Here is a 22,352-nt window from a genome sequence, read left to right on the forward strand (position 1 = left end):
ACAATACCGATGAAAAAATATTTACTGATCATCATCCTCTGCCTTACCGCCTGGCTACAGGGCGCTGCCCAGGAAACCAGCGGCGGCCTGCAGGGAAGGGTGTTCAACACCAACGGCGAAGCCCTGCCCGGCGCCTCTATAACGGCCACGCACATACCGTCCGGCACGCGTTACGCCATGGTCACTTTTAATGACGGGCGTTTCCTCTTCACCGGCATGCGCATCGGCGGGCCTTATGTGGTAGAGATCGCATTTATAGGCATGAAAAAAGAAACCAGGAACATCCCGAAGATCGCATTGGGAGAACCGCTGGTACTGGAAGTGCATTTACAGGACGATGCCTCCGCGCTGAAAGAACTGGTGGTAAAAGGCAGCCGCAAACCTACCGCCAACACTTACGGCGCAGGCATGAGCATCCGCCAGCAGCAGATACAGAACGTGCCTACCGTCAACCGCAGCTTGACCGACATCACGCGCCTGGTACCACAAGGCTCGAAGGATAACAGTTTTGGCGGGGCCAACTTCCGTTACAACAACGTAACGATAGACGGCGCCATCAACAACGACGCCATCGGATTCAGCCCCAGCACCGGCGGGCAGACGGGCACCTCTAACATGCCCGGCAGCAGCACGCGTACCAACCCCATTTCCCTTGATGCGATCGAGGACATGCAGGTATACCTGGCGCCCTACGATGTGAAGATCGGTAACTTCACCGGCGGCAGCATCAACGCCGTAACCCGCTCCGGCACAAACGAAGTACACGGTTCCATTTACGCCTATGGCCGCAACGCCGCACTGGTTGGCCCGGACAGAACGGGGAACGAACTGGATAAAAAAATGCCGTCCTCCTTTCACGACCTGCAAACGGGTTTCAGGCTGGGCCTGCCGCTCATCAAAAACAAACTGTTCTTCTTCACGAACCTCGAAATCACATCCAGGGAAGATGCGATACAGCTGGTGGCGGGCAGCAATGCTTCAAAAGGCGTATTGTCCAGAACGGACGCCACCGCCATCCGTGAGCATAGCATCAGCAAATATAATTTTGACCCGGGCACAGACGGCCTGTTCAACGCCTCTTCCGGCTCGCGCAAATTCTTCAACCGAATAGACTGGAACATCAACGCCAACAATCAACTGGTACTGCGCAACAACACCATCCTGTCCGATGCCGTACACATGGACCGCGACCAGCTGAGCTTCCGCTTTGGCAGCATTGCGTATAAACAGACGAACAACCAGTCGTCTACCGTAGCGGAACTGAAGACGCGCTTCAGCAACCGCTTCTCCAACAGCCTGGTGCTGGGGTATACGAACATTCACGATTACCGCACCCCCGAAACCGATCCCGCTTTCCCACAGGTGCAGATCGTAGGCAGAACGCCCGGCTCCACTATCTTTTTCGGTACGGACCGTGAAGCCTCCGTATTCAATCTGAAACAACGCACCTTCGAGTTCACGGATAACGTGACCCTGAGCACAGGCAAACACACGCTCACCATCGGCACCCACAACGAGTTTTACGGCATCGATTACGGCTTTGTGAACGGCTGGAACGGCAGGGTGACCTACCAGAGCATCGAAGACTACCTGGCCAACAAACCCCAGCGCGTGCAGGGCAATTTCCATTACTACAACAACAACCGCGATTACCTGCTGGCAAACCCTTCCGCGAAGTTCAACATCAGTTTTCTCAGCCTCTATATCCAGGATGAGATCCGCATATCAGACCGTTTCCGCGTAACCCCCGGCCTTCGCGCGGACTATACACTGCTGCCCGATAAGCAGACGTTGAGCGAACGTACCAAAAACGCCATCGGCGACCCCGATTTCGGGAATACCTATACCTATACCCCACTCAGCAAGATCCTGAACAATTATCTTGAAAAGCCGCTGATGAGCCCCCGCATCGGCTTCCGCGCGGAACTCACGGAAGACCGTTCCCTTGTGCTCCGCGGCGGGGCAGGCATCTTTACCGGCAGGATACCCCTGGCGTGGCTGGGTTACGCCTTCTACAACGACGGCAATTCTTACGGCACCATAGACATGCGCACGGACGGCAGCCCTCCCAGCCCCTTCAGGCCCGGCACCGATCCTTTATTGCCTTCGCCCGGCAACCCTTACCAGGGTATTGCGGGTTTTGCATATGAACAGGGGAAAGTGGTGAACGACCGCAACGCGGGCACCACACAGATAGATGTGATCGATAACGAGTTCGTAATGCCCAGCGTGCTGCGCGGCAGCCTGGCGGTGGACTATACGGACAAACACGGATTCAAATACACGCTGGAAGGCATGTATACCAAAACGATCAAAGACGTGATGTTCCGCCAGGTGAACCTGAAAGACATTCCCGTATATTATGCCTACGACACCGCATCCGGCCTGCGCAGGCAGCCCATCTTCTCCGGCAGCGTGGATCCGCGGCTGGCGAACGCTTACGAGCTGAGCAATACCGGCAAAGGTTACCGTTACAGCATCACCGGCCAGGTCAGCAACCAGTTTGAAAACGGGGTCAGCTTTTCCGCCGCATACACCTACGGCATGTCCAAAGACATCTCCAACGGCATCCGCAACTCCATGGAATCCAACTGGCAGCTGAACCAGGCGCTGAACCCGAATGACCCGCAGCTGGCCTATTCCAACTTTGACATCAGGCACCGCATTGTAGCCACGCTGTCTTACAACAAAAAATGGAATGGCCGCTTTACCAGTCATTTTTCACTGTTGATCACCGCGCAGAGCGGCAGCCCGTATACGTATGGTTTTGTCAACTTCACGCCGCAGAATACGCCGCAGCAGGTAGGCCTGGCCTATATACCGGCACAGGGGGAATCTATCCGGTTCTTTGCGCCTATACTGGCTGAAGACAACCAGACCGTACTGGTCACCCCGCAGGAACAGGCCGCGGCATTCGACCGGTTTATTGAGGGCGATAAATACCTCCGCACCAGGAGAGGGAATTTCACAGAAAGGAACACAGGCAGAACTCCCTGGAACAATAACGCAGACTTTCATTTTGCGCAGGACTTCCATTTTGGCCACAAACGCGAAGGCGCGAGAGAACATACTTTAACCTTCTCGCTGGACATTATCAATGTCACCAACCTGTTGTCAAAAAGCTGGGGGATCGTATACTTCGCGCCCAATACCTACAACTCTACCGCAAGCGTCGGACTGCAGCCGTATATACCTTCCAGGACTTCAGGCGGCTACCCGCTGTACCAGTTCGTGGAGCCCGGCAAGCCATATTCCGTGGACCCTGTGGGCTCGCGCTGGCAGATGCAGACGGGGCTGAGGTATTCCTTTTAACCACCTCGCATAATTCATATTGTTTGATTGCTGGCTGCTTTTTAGCAGCCAGTTTTTTTTACAGGTAAAGCCCCCGGGTTGTCTATCCAGTTGCTCCTGGTCATGTTTTTATTTAAGGACGCGGGTACTGAGATAAAGTTGCAGCCACCCGCCTTACCTTGATGCCCGGAGTTGACCCCTATACGGAAATGCGTTCTTTCACTTCTACATAAAACCTCATGCTATCATGAAAACATTTACCCTGTTTATTCCCTTGTTGCTTTGCTATGCCCTTGCAGCGGCACAACCTGCCGGTTACGTGCCCGGCACGCAGGTCTGCTGGACCTTCAACGGCCGCGCGCACGGTTACTTCAAAGCCGCGGGCAACGGTGAGCGCCACATTCTCATTTCGTTCACCGGCGTTGGTGAAACCGGCTGCGCCAACTACGATTCACAATCGCCGCAGAAATTCCTGAAAGACAATGGCCTGAACTGGGACGGGCGCACTGTGCGCACCCCCGGCGACACCATTATATGGGAGATATATACCGTTCCCAATACATCGAACATGTGGATGGGCGCCTATATATCCGACATCAATTATCTTTTCAACCACATCGCACCGATTGACACCAGCGAACACTGGCGTTTTCATGTGGAAGGGCTGAGCTTTGGCGTAGGGCGGCTCTGGGCGTTCCTGGGCAACTCGCAGGGAGATTACAACCCATACCGGGGCATATTCTCCACCACCATCAGCATAGCAGGCACACAACAAGACCCCGCGCTTATCGCCTCCGCATCCGGCAATACGCGCAACTGGGTATGGGTGGGCAGCCAGGATACGGGGATCACACGCCCGAGTTATTCCCACAACATCTACTACGCCATTACCGGCCCGAAACATTTTACCTACCAGGTGGGCGGCCGTCATGACGGGAGTACCTGGGACAGCTGCCTTTCCCTGAAAAACACGGATACCATGACCAACCGATGGTTGTGGATGGTAAGGAAGCCCGATACGTTAACAGAACCGCCCATTGAGCTACCCTGTCCTATTTCCGGCGGCCCGGCCAATTACGTGGCGGGCACGCAGGTGAACTGGCAGTTCAACAACCGCTCACATGGTTACTTCCGGGCGGCGGGATGCGGGGAAAGGCATGTGCTGATCGCGTTCACGCATGATACCTCCGTGGACAGCACCAATTACCAGCTCAACTCGCCCGCCAAAATATTGCAGGATGCCGGCATTAACTGGGACGGGCGTTCCGTACGGGCGCCTGGCGATACGATCGTTTGGGAAGTGGTCACGATACCGTACAATTCCGGGTTCTATCTTCCCGGCTATGCCAATGATATCACTTATATCCTGCAGCATATAGAACCGCTGGATACGGCCAATCACGACCGCTATCACATTGCCGGCATAGGCCATGGTGCCAGCAGGATGTGGGCTTATCTCATCAATACGCAGAACCACAACAGCCCTTACCGGCATATATTCTCCACCACGCTCACCGTATCTACCACCTGGAGCAGCAACTATGCGCCCGTAACCGCATACAGCGCCGGCAGGCGGCACTGGGTATGGCATGGCGCCAGCGACACCAATCCTACTACGCCGCCGTGGGCTTCCACCGATTATTATAATGCACTCAGCGGCGATAAGCGGCTGACCATGCAGACCGGCGGAACCTTCGGCGCCAGTACCTGGGACAGTTGTTTCAGCATTGCCGGTACAGACAGCAGCAACAACCGTTGGCTGTGGATGGCCACGCCTCCCGCTTCGCCTTTCCTGCGTACCGCTGCCCCCATACCGCCTGTGCTGAAATCGCAGAAACCGGAAAGTCTCCGGCTGTATCCGAACCCCTCCCGCGGCATCTCCCGCCTGAGCTGGAACGGCAAACCCGGAACGGCCTACCGCATCAGCGTATCCGACATCAGCGGCAGGATCCGCAAAACAGAAACAGGCATACGCGGAAGCACACACGTACTGGATATCTCCAACCTCGACAAAGGCCTTTATATCGTACAGGTAGAAGGCGGCGGGGAAAAATTTGTGTTGAAACTGATCAGGGAATAACGCATGACGATGCCGTCTCCCGATAAAGAGCTGCCCGCGAGGGCGGCTTTTTTTCATGGAAGCCGTTCCTCCACGCCGGTATGGAATGAGGCTTTGCCACGGCTGTTACTTTCAGGCGTGTTTTTTGCGATCGCATTGAAGATCATTTAACCGGAACCATGCAGCATATATCCATTGTAAACGCCAGGCAGAACAACCTGAAGAATATATCACTGTCGCTGCCGAAAAACAGGATCACCGTATTCACCGGCGTATCCGGCTCAGGCAAGTCGTCGCTGGTGTTTGAGACCATTGGCGCGGAAGCGCAGCGGCAGCTGAACGAGACATACGACAGTTTTGTACGGCACCGCCTGCAACACTACGGTCAGCCCGATGTGGATAAGATCGAGCACCTGAACGTAGCCATCGTGATCAACCAGAAACGGATAGGCGGCAATGCCCGCTCCACCGTGGGCACGGCCACGGATACCTTCAGCCTGTTACGGTTGTTGTTTTCCCGCGCCGGGGAGCCATTCGCGGGATACGCCAATGCTTTTTCCTTCAACAATCCGGCCGGTATGTGCCCGAATTGCGAAGGGCTGGGAAAAGTAAACACGATCAACCTGAATAAACTGATCGACCGGCGTAAGTCCTTAAACGAAGGCGCCATCAACTTCCCCACCTTTCAGCCCGGCAGCTACCGCTGGGCGCGGTATACGCTTTCAGGATATTTTGACAACGACAAAAAACTGCGCGATTACTCTCCTGAAGAATGGGAGCTGCTGCTGAACGCGCCCGAGCACAAGCCACCGCATCCTTTGCCCGGCTGGGGTAAAACGCAGCAATATGAAGGCGTGATCACCCGCATCACGCGTACTTTCCTGAAAAGAGAATCCAAAACGTTCAACCGTAACAGTGAAGAAGTATACGAAGTGATCCGCCTGGATGACTGCCCGGTATGCCACGGCGCGCGGCTCAATCAACAGGTGCTGGCCAGCGGGATTAAAGGGAAAAACATTGCGGACTGCGCCGCCATGCAGATCAACGAGCTGGAAAAATTCCTGGAACAGATCAAAACCAAACAGGTACAGACCATCGTGGCCGAGCTGATCAAAAGACTCCGGCACCTCATCGATATCGGCCTTTCCTATCTCAGCCTGGACCGTACCACCAGCACGCTTTCCGGCGGGGAAAGCCAGCGCATCAAGATGGTCAAACACCTTGGCAGCAGCCTGACCGGCCTCATTTACATCTTCGACGAGCCCAGTACCGGCCTTCACCCGGCGGACGTACAGCGCCTGAACCGGCAGATGGAGCAGCTGCGCGACAAAGGTAACACCATCCTCATCGTGGAGCACGACCCGGACATCATCGCCATTGCGGACCACGTAGTGGATATGGGGCCCAAAGCGGGCGTACATGGCGGAGAGATCGTGTACGAAGGGACATTCAACGGCCTGAAACGTTCCAAAGGTTTAACCGGCGCATATTTCCGCCAGCAGCATACGCTCAATGAACAGCCGCGCACAGCCTCCGGGCATCTCACCATTTCCAACGCCACGCTGCATAATGTAAAAAACGTGACGCTGCGCATCCCGGAAGGCGTTCTGAACGTGATCACCGGCGTGGCCGGCTCAGGCAAAAGCACGCTGATCAACCAGGTGTTGCCGGAACAACATCCATCCGCCACGCTGATAGACCAGAGCCCGCTACGCGGCTCCAGGCGGGCGCACATCGCCAGTTACACCGGCGTCTTCGACGAGATCAGGAGCCTGTTTGCCAAAACCAATAAAACCAGTGCGGGCATATTCAGCGCAAACAGCGAAGGCGCCTGCCCCGAATGCAAAGGCCTCGGTATCATCACCCTGGACCTCGCATTTATGGACAGTGTGGAAGAAACCTGCGACGCCTGCAACGGTTCAGGTTACAATGGCGAAGCCTTACGTTACAAATGGCATAAAAAAAACATCGCCGAAGTACTGGCCATGACGGTGGAAGAAGCCATTACTTTTTTTGAAGGGTACGCATTGAAAGACATCCTGCAGAAAGTAGCGAGGCTGGGGCTGGGATATATTTCACTGGGGCAGTCGCTGAACACTTTTTCAGGCGGGGAAAGACAACGCCTCAAACTGGCGGCCGAGCTGGAAGAAGAAGGCCGCCTTTTTATCTTCGACGAACCTACCACCGGTCTGCATCCCTCTGATACGGCACAGCTGATGACGATCTTCCAGGAGATGGTGGACAAAGGCAATACCGTCATCATCATCGAACACAATGTGGAAGTGATCAGCCAGGCGGACTGGGTGATAGACATCGGCCCCGGCGCAGGGAACAAAGGCGGAAAAGTGGTATTTGAGGGGACTTTGAAAGATATGGTGAAGGCGAAGGATAGTGTGACGGGGAAGTATCTGAGGGAATATTATTCGAAATAATCAATAGATCACATCATCATCCGCGAAGACCAACCGGATCGTACGCGTAAATGATTCCGCCAGATATTCTACTCCCAGATGCCTGAAATCTTTGTATAAGCCGGGCCGGGTTTTAAGGAAGCCGACATCATAACTGTTGATCATAAAATCGGAAAAGCCGATAAAATCCTTATTGGCAGCTGCCTCATACTCTTTTATGATCCTTTCCAGCGGCCAGATGGCCACAAGGTTCGCCAAAAGATCCATTTCGGCAAAACCATCAGCCAGCATATAAAAGGCTTTAAAGTCCTCCGGGAACTCAAATGACAGCGCTTCCTCCGCCTGCCTGATCTGATCCGGCGATGCACCCGGACTTAGTTTGATCCCTTCCCGTTTCCATTGGTCCAATATCTTTTCGAATGTCCATTCCATAGCACCAAAATAGAAAAATCCTGTCAATGTAATCCCGTTTCGAAGTTAAACCCGGGCACCACAATAATACTCCGGAAACGTCCAATTAAATATTTTTAAACCTGAATTAAAGATTTCGTAACATTATTTATTACGAAGTGTAAACATTATTTTAGACGTTTATACCCTATAACAATTCCAAATGAAAAGAACCATACTTGCGGTTGCCGCAATGTTTTTCCTCCATACTATGGCCAATGGACAGGACCAGCACGTCATCCTGATCAGTATCGACGGCCTCCGGCCCGAGTTTTATAAAGATCCCTCCTGGAACATGGTGAACCTCCGCCAGGCGATGAAAGAAGGCGTGTATGCGGACGGCGTGGACGGCGTATTCCCGACCGTCACCTACCCTTCCCACACCACGATGATCACGGGCGTAAAACCCCTTAAACACGGCGTATATTACAATACACCCTCAGAGCCGCTGGGCATTACCGCCAAATGGATCTGGGATTATAATACCATCAAAACACCCACGATCTTCAGCGCGGCCAAAGACAAAGGTTTAAAAACAGCCTCCGTATACTGGCCCGTTTCCTTTAATTCCCCCGCCACGTACAACTTTCCCGAATACTGGTACCTGTCCGACAAAAAGGCCCGTATCACCCTCAAAGCCCTGAAAGAAAATACCACCCCCGCAGGCCTTTACGAGGAACTGGAAAACAATGCGCTTGGCAAACTGGAAGACATCGACTTCAGCGGCGACTACCTGGGCCTGGACGACAATCTTGCCCGCACCGGCTGTTACCTCATCCGCAAATACAAACCTGCGTTTACAGCCATACACCTGGTAATGGTGGACCACTTTGAACACGAAGAAGGCCGCGACGGCGACAAAGTAAGAGCGGCAGTAGCCAGCGCGGACCGCGCCGTAAAAAGCATCCGCGAAGCGGTGGACATGGCGGGCATTACCAAAAACACCACGATCATCGTCACCGGCGATCACGGGTTTGTAGACATTCACGCCACGCTGGCGCCCAATGTGCTGCTGGTTAAAGCTGGCCTTTATGATCCGCAGAAACCGGAGGACTGGAAAGCTTATTTCCATACGGCGGGCGGCGGATGTTTCCTCCAACTGAAAGACAAAAACGACAAACAGACCAAAGAAAAAGTACTCCAGCTTTTAAAAAGCCTGCCCGTGCAGCAACAGCAGACTTTTATCATCAAGTCCCGCGAAGACCTGGACGCGATCGGCGCCGATCCTACCGCGGCATTGGGACTGGCGGGGCAACAGGGATATGCGTTTTCTCCCACGGCCACCGGCGAGTTCATCCGCGCGGCGAAGGGCGGCACACACGGGTTTTATCCTGATTTTAAAGAGATACAGACGGGTTTTGTGGCCTTTGGCAACGGTATCCGTAAAGGCGGCGTGATCCCGCAGATGGGCCTAGTGGACATTGCGCCGCTGGTGAGCAACCTCCTCCAGCTGGATATGCCGGCGGGAGATGGCTTGCTGCTGAACGGGGTGCTGGCGAAATAAGCGGTTTATATTCAATATATAAAGAAGGGCTCCTGTTCGCGGAACGGGGGCCTTTGCTGTTTTAAATGATCAGGCCTTTACTTTATAATCGATGTAATAACCATTTGTTTCATCTTTTTTAAAGTCGTCCTCAAAAGCCGCTTTTTCTCCTACGTTCATCTTGCTCCGGGCTTGTTTTATTTTCCCTGCGATAGGTTCCTGGTCATGGAAGTCATAAAAAATGCCCTTTTCATTCATGATCATCAGCCGTCCTTTTGTCTTTCGCAGCAGTTCCTGGAGCATTTCGCGGTTGGGCATGGTGCCTTTCCAGGCCGGAGGAATAACCTTGTAATCGAGAGAGCCCATAGCCGCCAGGTCTTTATGCTCCATCATGTTCAGGCCAAGGCGCTCCGCCGTCCCATTGTGGCTCATATGATGCGCAATCTTGTAGAATACTGTACGGCGAAGCAGGTCCTGGGTAAAATGTACACCATCTTCAGGTTTTTCAATACCTTCCCAGCTGATGTTGTGCCAGGTACGCCAGCTGCCATATTCAGCATCTCCTGGAAAAAGCATTACCCGCCGGTTTTCTTCAAATTCAATAGCAATCACCAGGCTTAAATTGTTGGTCAGCGTACCGATCCTCAATGCAAGGTTTCCCGCGCTGAAGAGCCATTCGTTCTCAATCGTGCGCCATGCGCAATCAGGATCGTCATATGACTTACGAACATTATTATTATCTGATGCCGATTCGTAAAAGGCCTCAAAGGGTAAAATACCATCCGTTCCCCCGGCGGCATTTGTGCCTGTTATCGCCACGGCAAAAGCTTCCTCTCCTTTTAATATTTTGTTGTGCGTATAACTTTCACCTTCTCCACCGCCTTCCGTTTCCACATCATCCCACTTTTCCGGGGGGCCCAGTACATAAAACCTTACACCTTCAAGCCCAGGGAGGTCCTCTATGATATTGCCGGGGTACATGTACTCAATATTGTCGTTTGCTATTTCCTTTTTTACGATACGCATTCCTTCCAGCATTCCTTTGTATTGTCCCGCCACGCCTTGCATATGCAGCATTGAGAAGTTTGACAGGGCGGCTGCAAAGTGCTTCCTGGCCCCCATTATCGCAAGGCCATCGGCGCCGTTTATAAATGCCTCGCGTTCCTCTGGCCGCATAAGCGCTTCTTCCAGCCTTTCCGAAGCCAGGGCCAGCGCCCTTTTCTTTTCACCGTATTCTGTTTTCCACCTTTTTATTTTGGAGAGACTGTCATTTTCCGACCAACTCATCCATATCTTTTTTACGGTAAAGTTGTTTGTAAAAACGTCACTGCAGGTTTCGAATACAGATACATGGTCCAGGTGCTCGTGTGTGATCACCAGCAGGTCCACTTCCCCTTCTACATATTCTTTCAGGTCCTCCATGAAGGGCGTCAGCCGGTCTTTGCCGCCGGTCCATACGCCACAGTCGATCATCATCTTAAATCTTACATTGTCACCGGCGAAGAACTTGATGATAAAACAATCGCCGGTACCCATACAGTACATGCGTACCACGGCATGTGTTACTTTATTGGCGCTATTTGTATTTGGCATAAGCTGATAATTAATGATGTAAGAAACAAAAGGGCTCATTCAGAGGATGATGCAGGCCGCTGCCGAAATAGCGGTTGTATTCGCTGAGGTGCATCAGTCCCTCCTCACGCTGGTAATTGTATTGCTGCCTGATCCGCTCCCTGTCTATTTCCACTTCACCGGTCTTTTTAAGTTTATCAATATTCAAAAGCGGTTTGCACACTACATATTTCAGCTCCTGTGTATTCAAGTCAAATATCATGGTACAGCCGCCGTATAATACAAACCTGTCCTGTATGGGCAGGCCATCTTCAGTAGCGCCGGCATTCCCTTCCGGCAGTGGTTCTCCCAGGTGGTAATGCTCTTTGAATTCCCCCGCTTCCATTACGATACCGCTGCGTTGCACCAGCGAAAACACCACCTGGTTCAGCAGATTGTTTTCAGGCCCTACCCTGGACACCAAACGAAGGTTCTGAATCTGATAGGAAGGCCCTTCACCCCCCAGATACTTTTTTGTGGATGTGCGCACACCAAAATCTTTCCAGTTGGTATTAAACACCAACCCCGTCAGCATCTGAAATTTCCCGTTGCCCAGGAACTTTTCGGACAGCCTGCTATGGAGCCCATTTTCGCCTGTGATATATTTCCTGCTGATCCTGAAGATCTTTTCCCTGTCCTGTTCATAGGAGATATCCGAGGCATACTTCCTGAAAAATTGCGTCAGTATCTGGATAGGATCATCTTTCCCATTCCCGGCGAGACCATTTCCGTTCATCAACTCCAGGCTGTCTACACTGAATGTTTTGAGCCCTTGGGGATAAATCCCCCTTCTTCTGAAAGCTTCTATAAAGGCGAGGCGGTAATCGAGGCTGTCATTATTTACCAGGGCCCTATCCGCCGTGATGATTGCGCGCAGGTAATCACCGAAAGTGATGTCTACCGGCGGGCAATAGTCCAGCGCCCTGATACACATATTCAGCACGTGTTTGGCTGCTTTGGACGCCTCTGAAGCCAGGCGGTTCACCAGGTCCGGGTGCAGTTCTCCCTGAGGCAGCACTCCAGTCCCACCGGTGGCCATTCGCAAAAGGTCTTTTATTCTTCCTTTATAAATGCTGAGAAATGCCTCAAATACGGCCGAAACGAGGGTACTGCCCCGCTGATGCGGCTCCATCACGGTGTTATACTCATCGCCGCGCGGCTCTTTTGCTTTCCATGTTTTAGTAACAGGGTCTATCTCCCCAATGGCGTCCCTCAAGGAGCCATAGCTGCCGATAGCGGAGCCAAACTCCTGCGCCAGCTCGCCCAGCAGATTCTGCGACGCCAGGTCGCCACGGGTTTTAGCCACCTGGTGTTTTAACACTTCGGGAAAAGTAAAGTGCTGGAAAAGCGCGACGATATCTGCAAATGCTTCATGAAATGCAAGAACATCCGGATTGGAAGCCTCTGAATAGGCCGGATACATACCGTCCAGGATAGCGTGCGTTACCTCATGGGCAATAATATCATGACTGAGACAGGTAAATACAAACGAGCCTGGCATGTGCAGGGTATTGTTGGCAGGCCTTGCTTCGAAATACCCAAACAGCAGCGCTTTTTTCTGCGGGCTGTAATAGGCATTGGTATCACGGAGAGCATGCGGGTATACGCGGAGCCTGGCTACATATTCCGCGTACTTGTCGCGGTCCGCCAGCCGCCGGGGAGCCCATATCACTTTCCTGCCAAGTGCCGTTTCAAAATTAGTGATGGTGGTCATGGCTACCGCATAGACCATCTGCTGATGAAACTGCGGGTTAACTTCAGACGGCTGTAATCCGTCCTGCGCCAGCAGGTTTTTATTATTGAGTACCACCGGTTCGTAATGTTTTTTGGTGGTGGGGTCGTAATCCACCACCTCCAGGTATTCACCCACCGGGCCGGGGTCAAGTTTGGTTTCCCATGGCACATTGTATACAATATTGTTGATAAATGCGGTATCGCTTCTGAGCGACAACGAGGGGTCGAAGGCGTAACCACGGAGCCTTCTGAAAGCGGGAATTTTGTCTGGGATAGGCATAATAATCAGTTTATCAGATCGGGACAATATAATTTTACCTGTAGCTCTGTAAGGTCTTCCGCATGTCGGATCAGGAAGTTCACCCGCTCTTCGGACAGGCGGGTGAGATTGGTGCCTGTATTCCGGGCAACCATTAGCTCCGCACCGTTCAGCCCCCGTGCCGCAATACCGCTGAACCCTACTTTTGAAGCGATAAAATCTTTGATCTCCTGCTTGTGGTTCTTTATATCCTGGAGGTATTGCGGGGGGAAATTGTGATGCTGTATGACAGATAACGGTACGTTCCCTTCCAGCATATTGTCCACAAACCCGTCCAGGCACTCTTTAATATCCCAGCCAAGGGAATAATAAGCGATGGGCCTGCCTGTCACATTTGTATAAATATGCTGGACCATCTGGGCGGTTTTGATCCTGTACATGAACAGGTTCATTGTGCGGAGCAATAATGAGAAAGTATTTTTGTATTGTTTATCGCCCATAAAAGGCCCGCCGGCATCGGAAGTAATGATCCGTCTGCAGGCCAGCCCACCTTTGGGTTGCGTAATCTTCGAAATACCCTGGTTGTCGTATACTCCGCCGTCTACCAGTACCGGCTTCACCCTCTTAAAATCCCCGCCGGCCTTATAATAACATGCATCAATCTTTACCGGGGAAAAAACAAACGGTATGCAGGAAGAGGCCATTACCGCACGGGCGATGGGAAACTCCCCCGGGTTAAATTCGACAGGCGGGATATACACGTCCTTATCCGAATACATAGAATCCGACATAAAGTTCCTCCCGAAGTAAAAAGGCCTGCCGGTATGCAGATTGGATGATCCGATGACCAAAATCGGGGACCCTTTAAGGTCCCTCAGCTTTTGGCCGTGATAAAGGAACCTGTCGTAAGCGCGTTCTATCACCTTGCTTACGTCAAATATCCGGAACTGGTATTTCATGAGCAATATGCCCCACATCATCAGCAACAGGAACGTCAGCCAGGCCCAGGAAGTAAAGGACAATACGATGGAAACAAGCGGAAGCCCGATAAATACAAAGGCAGATCTGATCACGGTCCAGGTGCGAAGGATGCTCCTGATCACATCATGTTTCTGCAAATTGTTTTTCATTTCTTCATGAAAGGCTTTGTATTCGCCTTTATACAGGCACCAGGCCGCACCTGTAATAGTACCCCCCGAAATAGTGGACAACACACTGACCTTGTCCAGTATATGCAGGTCATTCAGCTTGTTTAAAGTACCAAGATGAAAAGCTGCGGCGCGATAGCCGCCTCCGGAAAGGGACAAGCCCAACTCATGACGGGGAATAACGGGCATAAAGGATAAACATTAGGGGTAAATGAAAGATAAAACATATTTTATTGTCCACCAATACCCAAAAGTGAGTATTGTTTATTTACGCCTGATAAGATAAATTGAGTATAATCTCTTATCATCTTTACCCCCCAATTTCACACCGCATGCACGACCTTCTCATCACCCAGAATCTTTGTCTGCACCCTGCCGGACAGGGATTTTTTTACAGCGGCAATATGAGTTTATACCACTACCCGACAGAATTCAGATTTGTCTTTGATTGCGGTAGCCTGAACAGGGACAACATTAGGGATGAGATCGATAAATACAAGCGCACACAACTAACGTCCCAAATTGACCTGCTTATAATTTCCCACTTTGATGCGGATCATGTCAATCACCTGGACTACCTGCTGAAAGGAATAAAGGTCAAAAAGATCGTCGCGCCTTTTGTAGGAATCGCTGAGCGGCTATTCCTCGTATTCCGGCTGATAGAACAGGGAGAACTGAATAACCCGGATAGCAGCGGCACCGTGGATATCATCATCGATCCGGCATCCGCTTTGGCACCGTACCTGGACGAGGGTGGTGACATTACTTTTGTGGACAGCGACCCGGAGAACCCGCCATTTCCACCGCCGGGCGATGATGCGCCGCCGGATGAAGAAGGCCGGGGAGAAAATATCGAATGGAGCTTTGCATTTGAAGGGGGTACTATGCCGATGCCCCCCGGTGAACTGAACACCAAATCCACGCAGGCAAGGAAAGTAAAGGATTCACAGAAAGGGTTTACACGGGCGAATGATACCCCGTTGATGGAGTTCCTCTTCTACAGGAAAGATATTGGGTCGGATAACAAAGCTTTTTTTGATAAAGTATATGAACTGTTCCTGCAACGTTTCAGCACGGAGTTTAAGTATCCGGCAAATCCTGGCATTGATGAACTGACAAATGTGATCAAAAACAATCTTCGTTCGGCCACAATCGTAAAAGAGTTATTCCAGGAAGCGCTGAAAACGGTAAATAACATCTCCATCAAAGAAAATGAGTTGATGAACATGAATACCACGGCACTTTCATTGTTACACTATAACCTGGTGAAAAAATTCAGTAAAATCGCACCCTGGCATTACGCGAAAAACTCTGACCGTTATACCCAGCAGATATACCATATCCAAAAATTGGATGGAACGGCCGGCACTGAGACACGCCTTAGGTCCAATCAGGTTGACTTTCAATATTATTACGGATATCACTATGAAAGGTCTCTCATAGCCAACACCCTGCTTACCTCGGATTCATTTCTGCTGGCGGAAGAAGATACCAACGCTTTTATGAGGAGATATAAAAACTATTGGCATAACTTCTGGTTATTCCAGGTGCCGCATCATGGCTCTTCCCATAATTCCAGCCTGCATCTTTTTACAAGGCTGCCGGTCGACCGCTGGTTATTTATCAATTACGGCGTACATAAAGCCTGGGGCGGCACCTGGCGGCATCCCAGTCCCAAAGTGATCACAGACCTTGTAGCCGCGGGAATCTCCACCAACCTGCTGGCGGTAAATGAAAATAATGGATACCATATACGGGTGGAATATACACTTTATGACCGTTGAGCAAAAGCTAAATATTTCCCTATAAAATATAATCAAGCTATAAAAGTAAGAGACCGGCCCCCTCCCAACCTACAGCACTTTCCCGGAGGTTAGCGGTAACCTCCGGGTTAGCGGCGGCCGCGGCCGGAAGGGTCGTTAAACATTCTGTGTCCGGGCTTGTTAGTAAAAAGTAAATCCTGATATTATGAGACACCTGATCAGACTTGCAATACTGGCGGCTATCTCCATGATCATCTGCCCGCCTACACCTGTGAACGCCTGTACGCGCGTGGTGTACAAAAGCCCCGGCGGCCTTGTACTTACCGCCCGATCCATGGACTGGAAAGAAGACATCCTGACCAATCTCTGGATATTCCCACGGGGTATGCAGCGCAGCGGGGAAGCCGGCCCTAACTCCATTAAATGGACCTCCAAATATGGCAGCGTAACGGCATCAGGATATGACATCTCCACCACGGACGGGATGAATGAAAAAGGGCTGGTAGCGAACGTGCTATGGCTCGTGGAATCAGAATATCCTCCCTATAACGGCAGCGGCCCGGGATTGAGCATCGCTGCCTGGGTACAGTATGTGCTGGACAATTTTGCCACGGTGAATGAGACCGTTGAAGCCCTCCGCCAGGAAAAATTCACTGTCGTAACCGATAAGGTGCCTGGTATGGAACGCCTCGCCACCCTGCACCTCTCCGTATCGGATGCCTCCGGCGACAATGCCATCTTCGAATACATCAACGGCAAACTGGTCATTCATCACGATACCGCCTACACCGTGATGACCAACTCCCCCATTTTCGACAAACAGCTTGCGCTGGGTGAATACTGGAAAGAGATCGGCGGCACCGTGATGCTGCCGGGCACCAACCGCGCGTCGGACCGTTTTATACGGGCTTCTTTTTACATCAAAGCCATTCCCCAGACAGACAATACACATGTGGCCACAGCGGCGGTATTCAGCGTTATCCGCAACTGTTCCGTGCCACTGGGCATCTCTTCACCCGAACAGCCGAATATTTCTTCCACCCGCTGGCGCTCCGTATCAGATCACAAAAACCTGATCTATTATTTTGAAACGGCGCTCACCCCTAATACCTTCTGGGTGGACTTTAAGAACGTAAATTTCTCCAAAGGCGCCAGGGTCAAAAAGCTGGGCCTGACCAAAGGGGAAATATATGCCGGCGACGCTGCTAAAAAGTTCGTGAACGCCCAGCCGTTCAGGTTCCAGGGCCTGGGTAATCATTAAGGCTCCGGCCATTACCACATCAGGCTTTGCGCCGGGAAGCCAGTATCATTTCATAAATGTACAAGGGTACAGCCCAGCCCAGCCAGAAAAAGGTAGGCGATATATCCGCAAAATCACCCAGCCGTTGTACAACGGGCAGCTTCAGCAAAGAGCCGGATACCACGAAGGCGAGGGTAACGATATAACTCCTGGTCATCCATTCCTTGTGCAGCTTAAATTTCCGCTGAATGGCGGCGCGATAGGCAATAGTCGTGGCGGTGAGCCATACGCTTACCCATACCTGCAAAGAAAAAGCATAAGGCCAATTGATCGCATGAGCGGTGGTAAACGCCAGTATCAGCGCGCAGAGACCGCTTGCGGCAATAGCGAGCAGGTACAATATGCCAATGATACGATGGAGGCGCCAGTTGTTGTTCCGGAGCCTGTCCCAGAACTGGAAAGGCCCCATGATCAAGGCCCCGCCACCCGCGGTGATGTGCAGGATCAATACATAACGGAGGTCAAAATATTTCCCGAGGGCCTCGGGTGTCATTTCAAGGAAGTGATCCGCGTTGTGCATAAATTGCCAGGTGAGGAACACAATAAGCGACCAGAACAATAATTGCAGTACTTCCCATATATTCCATGGCTTTGCGGCAAAGGTATTTTTCATCGTCGGTCTGTTTGATTGAACACAAAAATCAATACAGGCGGCGGCGAAATCAATAACGGAAGAATTATTCAGTCAGGGAAAATTTATTCCCTGTACGCCGCTATTGAAGAAACAATAGGAAACTACAGCAAGAGTATGTAACTTATACAGATATATTACATTGCAGATACCTCATGAACACATCCCCGAAATTCCTGAAGACATACGCGGCCATAGGCGCATTACTGGGCTGGTTTGCCATCGCCGGCCAGTTGTATCTCTCTGTTACTACCAGGACGATACCACTGGGAGAGCTGCTGTTGCGGTTCATCGGTTATTTCACCATCACCACCAATACGCTGGCGGCGCTCACGTTCACTGCCTTCTGGCTGCCGCGCGATACCCGGCTGGGCCGCCTGTTCAGGAAGGCGGAATCCGTTTTTGCCATCACGGTGTTTATTATCGTTGTGGGTGTGATCTACAACCTTATACTCCGTTTTTTATGGGAGCCCAAAGGGTTGCAGCTGGTGGTGGACGAACTGCTGCATACCATTCAGCCGTTGGTCTTTGTATTGTTCTGGATACTGTTCATCCCCAAAAGAGGCCTGAAGATAAAAGCATTTAACCCCTGGATGATCTACCCGCTGATCTATATTCTTTATGTGATCACGCTGGGCCTTTTTACGGGTCATTACCCCTACCCCTTCGCGGATGCGGAATTGCTGGGTTATCCCAAGGCCCTGCTGAACGGGGCGGCCATGCTGGGAGGCTTCTGGGTACTGGCCTGGCTGCTGCTGGGAGTAACCCAGCTGCGCAAGGAAAAGCTCTCCAGGCAGCCGGAATGACCCCAGGCGGCCACCCTTCTAAATTTATTCTAAATTGGGGTATAATTTTACCTCATGAAACTCCTGGTGATTGAAGATGAGACCGATCTGGCGTCCAGCATAACAGGGTACCTGGCCGATTATACCTGTGAAACCGCCGGCACCTATTCGCAGGCGCTGGAGAAGATCGGGCTGTATGAGTACGACTGCATCCTGCTGGACATTATGCTGCCCGGCGGAGACGGCATCAGGATACTCGAAGAATTCAAGCGGCTGAACCGGCAGGACGGGGTGATCATCATTTCTGCCCGCAACGCGCTGGACGATAAAGTAAAAGGATTAAAAAAAGGAGCCGACGATTACATCGCCAAACCCTTCCATCTCTCGGAGCTCGCCGCACGCATCCACTCCGTGATACGCAGGAAAAATTTCTCCAACGCGGACCTGATCATACAACAGGAACTGAGCATAGACCTGCTCTCCAAAAAAGTGACCGTTCACGGCAAAGAAATCCCGCTCACTAAAAAAGAACTGGAACTGCTCCTGTACCTGATGGGCAATAAAAACAGGGTGATCTCCAAAAGCGCCCTGGCTGAGCATCTTTCCGGCGACATCGCCGATATGCTGGACAGCCATTCATTTGTATACGCACACATCAAAAACCTGCGTAAAAAACTCACCGATGCCGGTTACGGAAACTACCTGAAAAATGTATACGGCACAGGGTATAAATGGGAAGAATAACCAGTAAAAAGAGCAGCCCCTGAAAAAGAACTTCTTCCATTTATGTGAAATGGCAGCATGCTAAATTTCTTCTAATTCGGTTTGCAACTTTGCCATTAAAACATCCACCCAATGTCCAGGCTTTATTCGATCGTTTGGTTATTCCTCCTGTCGGCCGCCACGGCCGGAGCCCAGACCGCTACTATCTCCGGGCAGGTAAAAGACGCTGCTAAAAACACGCCGCTGCCCATCGTGAACGTGACCCTGCTGCGCCCGGCGGACAGCGTCCTCATTACCGGTAGCATTACCAATGAAGAAGGGCGTTTTTCCATCCCCTCCGTTAAAAAAGGCAATTACCTGCTGAAGCTCAATTACCTCGGGTATGTACCGCAGTTCAAGCCCCTGCTGGTAGGCGAGCTGAGCGCTTTCCTGGACCTCGGGCAAATAGATATGCAGGAAGATGTAAAACAGCTGAGCCAGGTGGAGGTGACCGCCAAACAGGAAGCTATCGCCGCCAAAATGGACAAAAAGACCTTTACCCTTGCGAACAACATCAGCCAGTCCGGCGGCTCCGCGATGGAAGCCATGAAAAACCTGCCGGGCATCACCGTGGGCCAGGACGGCAAAATACAGCTGCGCGGCAGCGATAAGGTGATGGTGCTGATAAACGGGCAACAGACCGCCCTCACCGGCTTCGGCGGACAATCCGGCCTGGAGAACATCAGCGCCTCTTCCATCGAAAAAATAGAGATCATCAACAACCCTTCCGCCCGCTACGACGCCAATGGCAATGCGGGCATCATCAATATCATTTTCAAAAAAGAAAAAAAGGATGGGTTTAACGGCAAAGTTGGCCTCACGGCCGGCCTGGGCGCACTGTGGGTAAAAAAGGAAAACCTGCCGGACATCCGCCCGCAATACCAGCGCACGCCGAAGATCAACCCTTCCCTTTCGCTGAACTACCGGAAAAACAAAGTGAACTTCTTTTTGCAGGCGGACGACCTGTACACGGAAACCCTAAACAAAAACGAATTTGTAGACCGTTATTACGATAACGGCGATACCGTGCGCCAGCAGACCAAACGTAACCGGAACACCAATTTCGCTACCGTCAAAACAGGTCTGGACTGGTTCGTCAACGATCAGAACACCCTCACCGTTTCCGGCCTGTTCAGCAGCGAAAAGATCATCGATCACGGGGACGAGCCTTTTTTTAACGGCCGCTTATCCGAACGCGACAGGCTCTGGCAGTTCCTCGAAGACGAAATAAAAACCACCGCCACCGCTTCCGCCATCTGGCAGCATAAGTTCAGGCAGCCCGGCCGTTTACTGAATGCCGCTTTTAACTACACCTTTCACCGCGAGGACGAACAGTATTATTTTAAAAACATCAATCCTTCCTTTACCGGTGTGGATTCTTTTAAGCTGCTCTCCGACGAACATGTGGCGGACTTCACGCTTGATTATATCCAGCCGCTGAAACACGGGCGCCTGGAGGGCGGCCTGAAATTCCGCAGGCGTTACATTCCCACCAATATGCAGTTCATCCCCGGCGTGAACTCCCCGCTGGATACCAACGCGGGCGGATGGGCCAACTACGGGGAAACCATCCCGGCCGTGTATGGCAACTATGTGCTGGAAAGCAACAAATTTGAAGTAGAAGCCGGCCTTCGCCTGGAATACGTCAGGATCCAATACGACGTGAACCCGGAGCACAGCACCTACAAAAGCGATGGTTACCACTACACCCAGCCCTTCCCGAACCTGCGGCTGGCGTACAAAATAGACCCGGACAACAAAATATCCCTCTTCTACAGCCGCCGCGTGGACCGGCCAAATGAAGTGGACATCCGCATCTTCCCGAAATACGACGATGTGGAAATCATCAAAGTAGGCAATCCCGCGCTGCGCCCGCAATTCACCAATTCCTTCGAAGCGGGTTACAAAACCAGCTGGCCGGAGGGATATTTCTACGTATCACTCTACCACAAACGGATGGATGCGACCATTACGAGGATCGGCAGCACCGTGCCGGGCAGCAACCTGATCTACAATATTTTCCAGAATGCCGGGCATAGCTACAACACCGGTTCGGAGATCATCATTTCACACAACTTCGGCAAACTGGCGTCGCTGAACCTAAACCTGAACGGCTACCGGCATATCATCGATGCGTTTACCGTAGTGAACAAATACCCGGTCGAAAACACCTTCACCGCCGAAAAACAGGATATGTTCGCCGGCAACGTGAAGCTCAACGGCCTGTTCCACCTCGGCGCACAGACAGACCTCCAGTTTTCCGCTATTTACCTCTCCCCGGACATCATTCCCCAGGGAGAGATCGGCGCCCGCTTTTCGATCGATATGGGCGTAAAAAAGATTATCCAGAAAGGAAAAGGCGAGCTGATCCTGAACGCGACGGACATTGCCAATACGCTGCGGATAAAAAGAACGGTGAACGGGGAAGGCTTCCGTTATATCAGCACGGATTATTATGAAACACAGGTGATCCGCCTTGGATATGGTTATAAATTTTAACAAAACAGCTTAATGTAAAATGGATAATTCCGTGTAGGCCATCCTTTCTTATTAGAATTCTTCTAATAAAATCCAAATTTGACGCTCATATGGGGGTTTATTCCTAATTTCCCGTTATGTATATCAAACAGCTTGAACTATTTGCAGGAATTGTGGCAGCTGGCGT

14 protein-coding genes are annotated in these 22,352 nt (G+C 51.6%); 9 read left to right on the plus strand and 5 right to left on the minus strand.

Annotation, left to right across the window (positions count from 1 at the left end; genetic code table 11):
• The first annotated feature begins 9 nt into the window (after nucleotides 1-9).
• The 3 genes from EG028_RS08200 to EG028_RS08210 all read left to right on the plus strand — a co-directional run bounded on the left by EG028_RS08200 (nucleotide 10) and on the right by EG028_RS08210 (nucleotide 7,782).
• The gene (locus EG028_RS08200; RefSeq protein ID WP_206614368.1) at nucleotides 10-3,312 is read left to right on the plus strand and encodes a TonB-dependent receptor; all 3,303 of its coding nucleotides are present in this window, start codon (nucleotides 10-12) and stop codon (nucleotides 3,310-3,312) included.
• A gap of 226 nt (nucleotides 3,313-3,538) precedes the next feature.
• Complete coding sequence (locus tag EG028_RS08205; protein WP_120515113.1) at nucleotides 3,539-5,371, plus strand: T9SS type A sorting domain-containing protein; 1,833 nt, start codon at nucleotides 3,539-3,541, stop codon at nucleotides 5,369-5,371.
• Nucleotides 5,372-5,529: 158 nt separating this feature from the next.
• Nucleotides 5,530-7,782 (plus strand): ATP-binding cassette domain-containing protein, encoded by a 2,253-nt coding sequence (locus EG028_RS08210; protein WP_120515114.1) that lies wholly within the window; start codon nucleotides 5,530-5,532, stop codon nucleotides 7,780-7,782.
• Here EG028_RS08210 and EG028_RS08215 read toward each other — a convergent pair whose 3' ends face one another.
• Entirely contained in the window at nucleotides 7,783-8,193 is a 411-nt protein-coding gene (locus EG028_RS08215) for an SMI1/KNR4 family protein (protein WP_120515115.1), read from the minus strand.
• Nucleotides 8,194-8,374: 181 nt separating this feature from the next.
• On the opposite strand from EG028_RS08215, the gene EG028_RS08220 reads away from it, so the two are divergent.
• Nucleotides 8,375-9,715 carry an alkaline phosphatase family protein gene (locus EG028_RS08220; RefSeq protein WP_206614369.1) on the plus strand — a complete coding sequence of 447 codons (1,341 nt, stop codon included), beginning with the start codon at nucleotides 8,375-8,377 and terminating at the stop codon, nucleotides 9,713-9,715.
• A 69-nt stretch (nucleotides 9,716-9,784) separates the two neighbouring features.
• On the opposite strand, the gene EG028_RS08225 is transcribed toward EG028_RS08220, so the two are convergent.
• From EG028_RS08225 to EG028_RS08235, 3 genes are read right to left on the minus strand one after another with little or no spacing between them, the layout of a single operon-like run.
• Nucleotides 9,785-11,287 carry an MBL fold metallo-hydrolase gene (locus tag EG028_RS08225; RefSeq protein WP_123864602.1) on the minus strand — a complete coding sequence of 501 codons (1,503 nt, stop codon included), beginning with the start codon at nucleotides 11,285-11,287 and terminating at the stop codon, nucleotides 9,785-9,787.
• Between the two features lie 10 nt (nucleotides 11,288-11,297).
• Entirely contained in the window at nucleotides 11,298-13,319 is a 2,022-nt protein-coding gene (locus EG028_RS08230; protein WP_120515117.1) for a gluzincin family metallopeptidase, read from the minus strand.
• Between the two features lie 5 nt (nucleotides 13,320-13,324).
• Nucleotides 13,325-14,635 carry a patatin-like phospholipase family protein gene (locus tag EG028_RS08235; protein ID WP_120515118.1) on the minus strand — a complete coding sequence of 437 codons (1,311 nt, stop codon included), beginning with the start codon at nucleotides 14,633-14,635 and terminating at the stop codon, nucleotides 13,325-13,327.
• A 143-nt stretch (nucleotides 14,636-14,778) separates the two neighbouring features.
• On the opposite strand from EG028_RS08235, the gene EG028_RS08240 reads away from it, so the two are divergent.
• Nucleotides 14,779-16,230 (plus strand): ComEC/Rec2 family competence protein, encoded by a 1,452-nt coding sequence (locus EG028_RS08240; protein ID WP_120515119.1) that lies wholly within the window; start codon nucleotides 14,779-14,781, stop codon nucleotides 16,228-16,230.
• Between the two features lie 184 nt (nucleotides 16,231-16,414).
• Nucleotides 16,415-17,470, plus strand: a complete 1,056-nt coding sequence (locus EG028_RS08245; RefSeq protein WP_120515120.1) for a linear amide C-N hydrolase — start codon at nucleotides 16,415-16,417, stop codon at nucleotides 17,468-17,470.
• A gap of 19 nt (nucleotides 17,471-17,489) precedes the next feature.
• On the opposite strand, the gene EG028_RS08250 is transcribed toward EG028_RS08245, so the two are convergent.
• A complete protein-coding gene (locus EG028_RS08250) occupies nucleotides 17,490-18,122 on the minus strand; it encodes a DUF2306 domain-containing protein (RefSeq protein WP_120515121.1) in 633 nt (210 codons plus the stop codon).
• 173 nt (nucleotides 18,123-18,295) lie between these two features.
• On the opposite strand from EG028_RS08250, the gene EG028_RS08255 reads away from it, so the two are divergent.
• The 3 genes from EG028_RS08255 (at nucleotide 18,296) to EG028_RS08265 (ending at nucleotide 22,186) form a co-directional block, all read left to right on the plus strand.
• Nucleotides 18,296-18,946 carry a Pr6Pr family membrane protein gene (locus EG028_RS08255; protein WP_120515122.1) on the plus strand — a complete coding sequence of 217 codons (651 nt, stop codon included), beginning with the start codon at nucleotides 18,296-18,298 and terminating at the stop codon, nucleotides 18,944-18,946.
• Nucleotides 18,947-19,000: 54 nt separating this feature from the next.
• Nucleotides 19,001-19,669 carry a response regulator transcription factor gene (locus EG028_RS08260; protein ID WP_120515123.1) on the plus strand — a complete coding sequence of 223 codons (669 nt, stop codon included), beginning with the start codon at nucleotides 19,001-19,003 and terminating at the stop codon, nucleotides 19,667-19,669.
• Between the two features lie 111 nt (nucleotides 19,670-19,780).
• A complete protein-coding gene (locus EG028_RS08265) occupies nucleotides 19,781-22,186 on the plus strand; it encodes a TonB-dependent receptor domain-containing protein (RefSeq protein WP_120515124.1) in 2,406 nt (801 codons plus the stop codon).
• Nucleotides 22,187-22,352: the final 166 nt, after the last annotated feature.

Source organism: Chitinophaga barathri, from assembly GCF_003807585.1.
GTDB classification, from domain to species: Bacteria; Bacteroidota; Bacteroidia; order Chitinophagales; family Chitinophagaceae; genus Chitinophaga; species Chitinophaga barathri.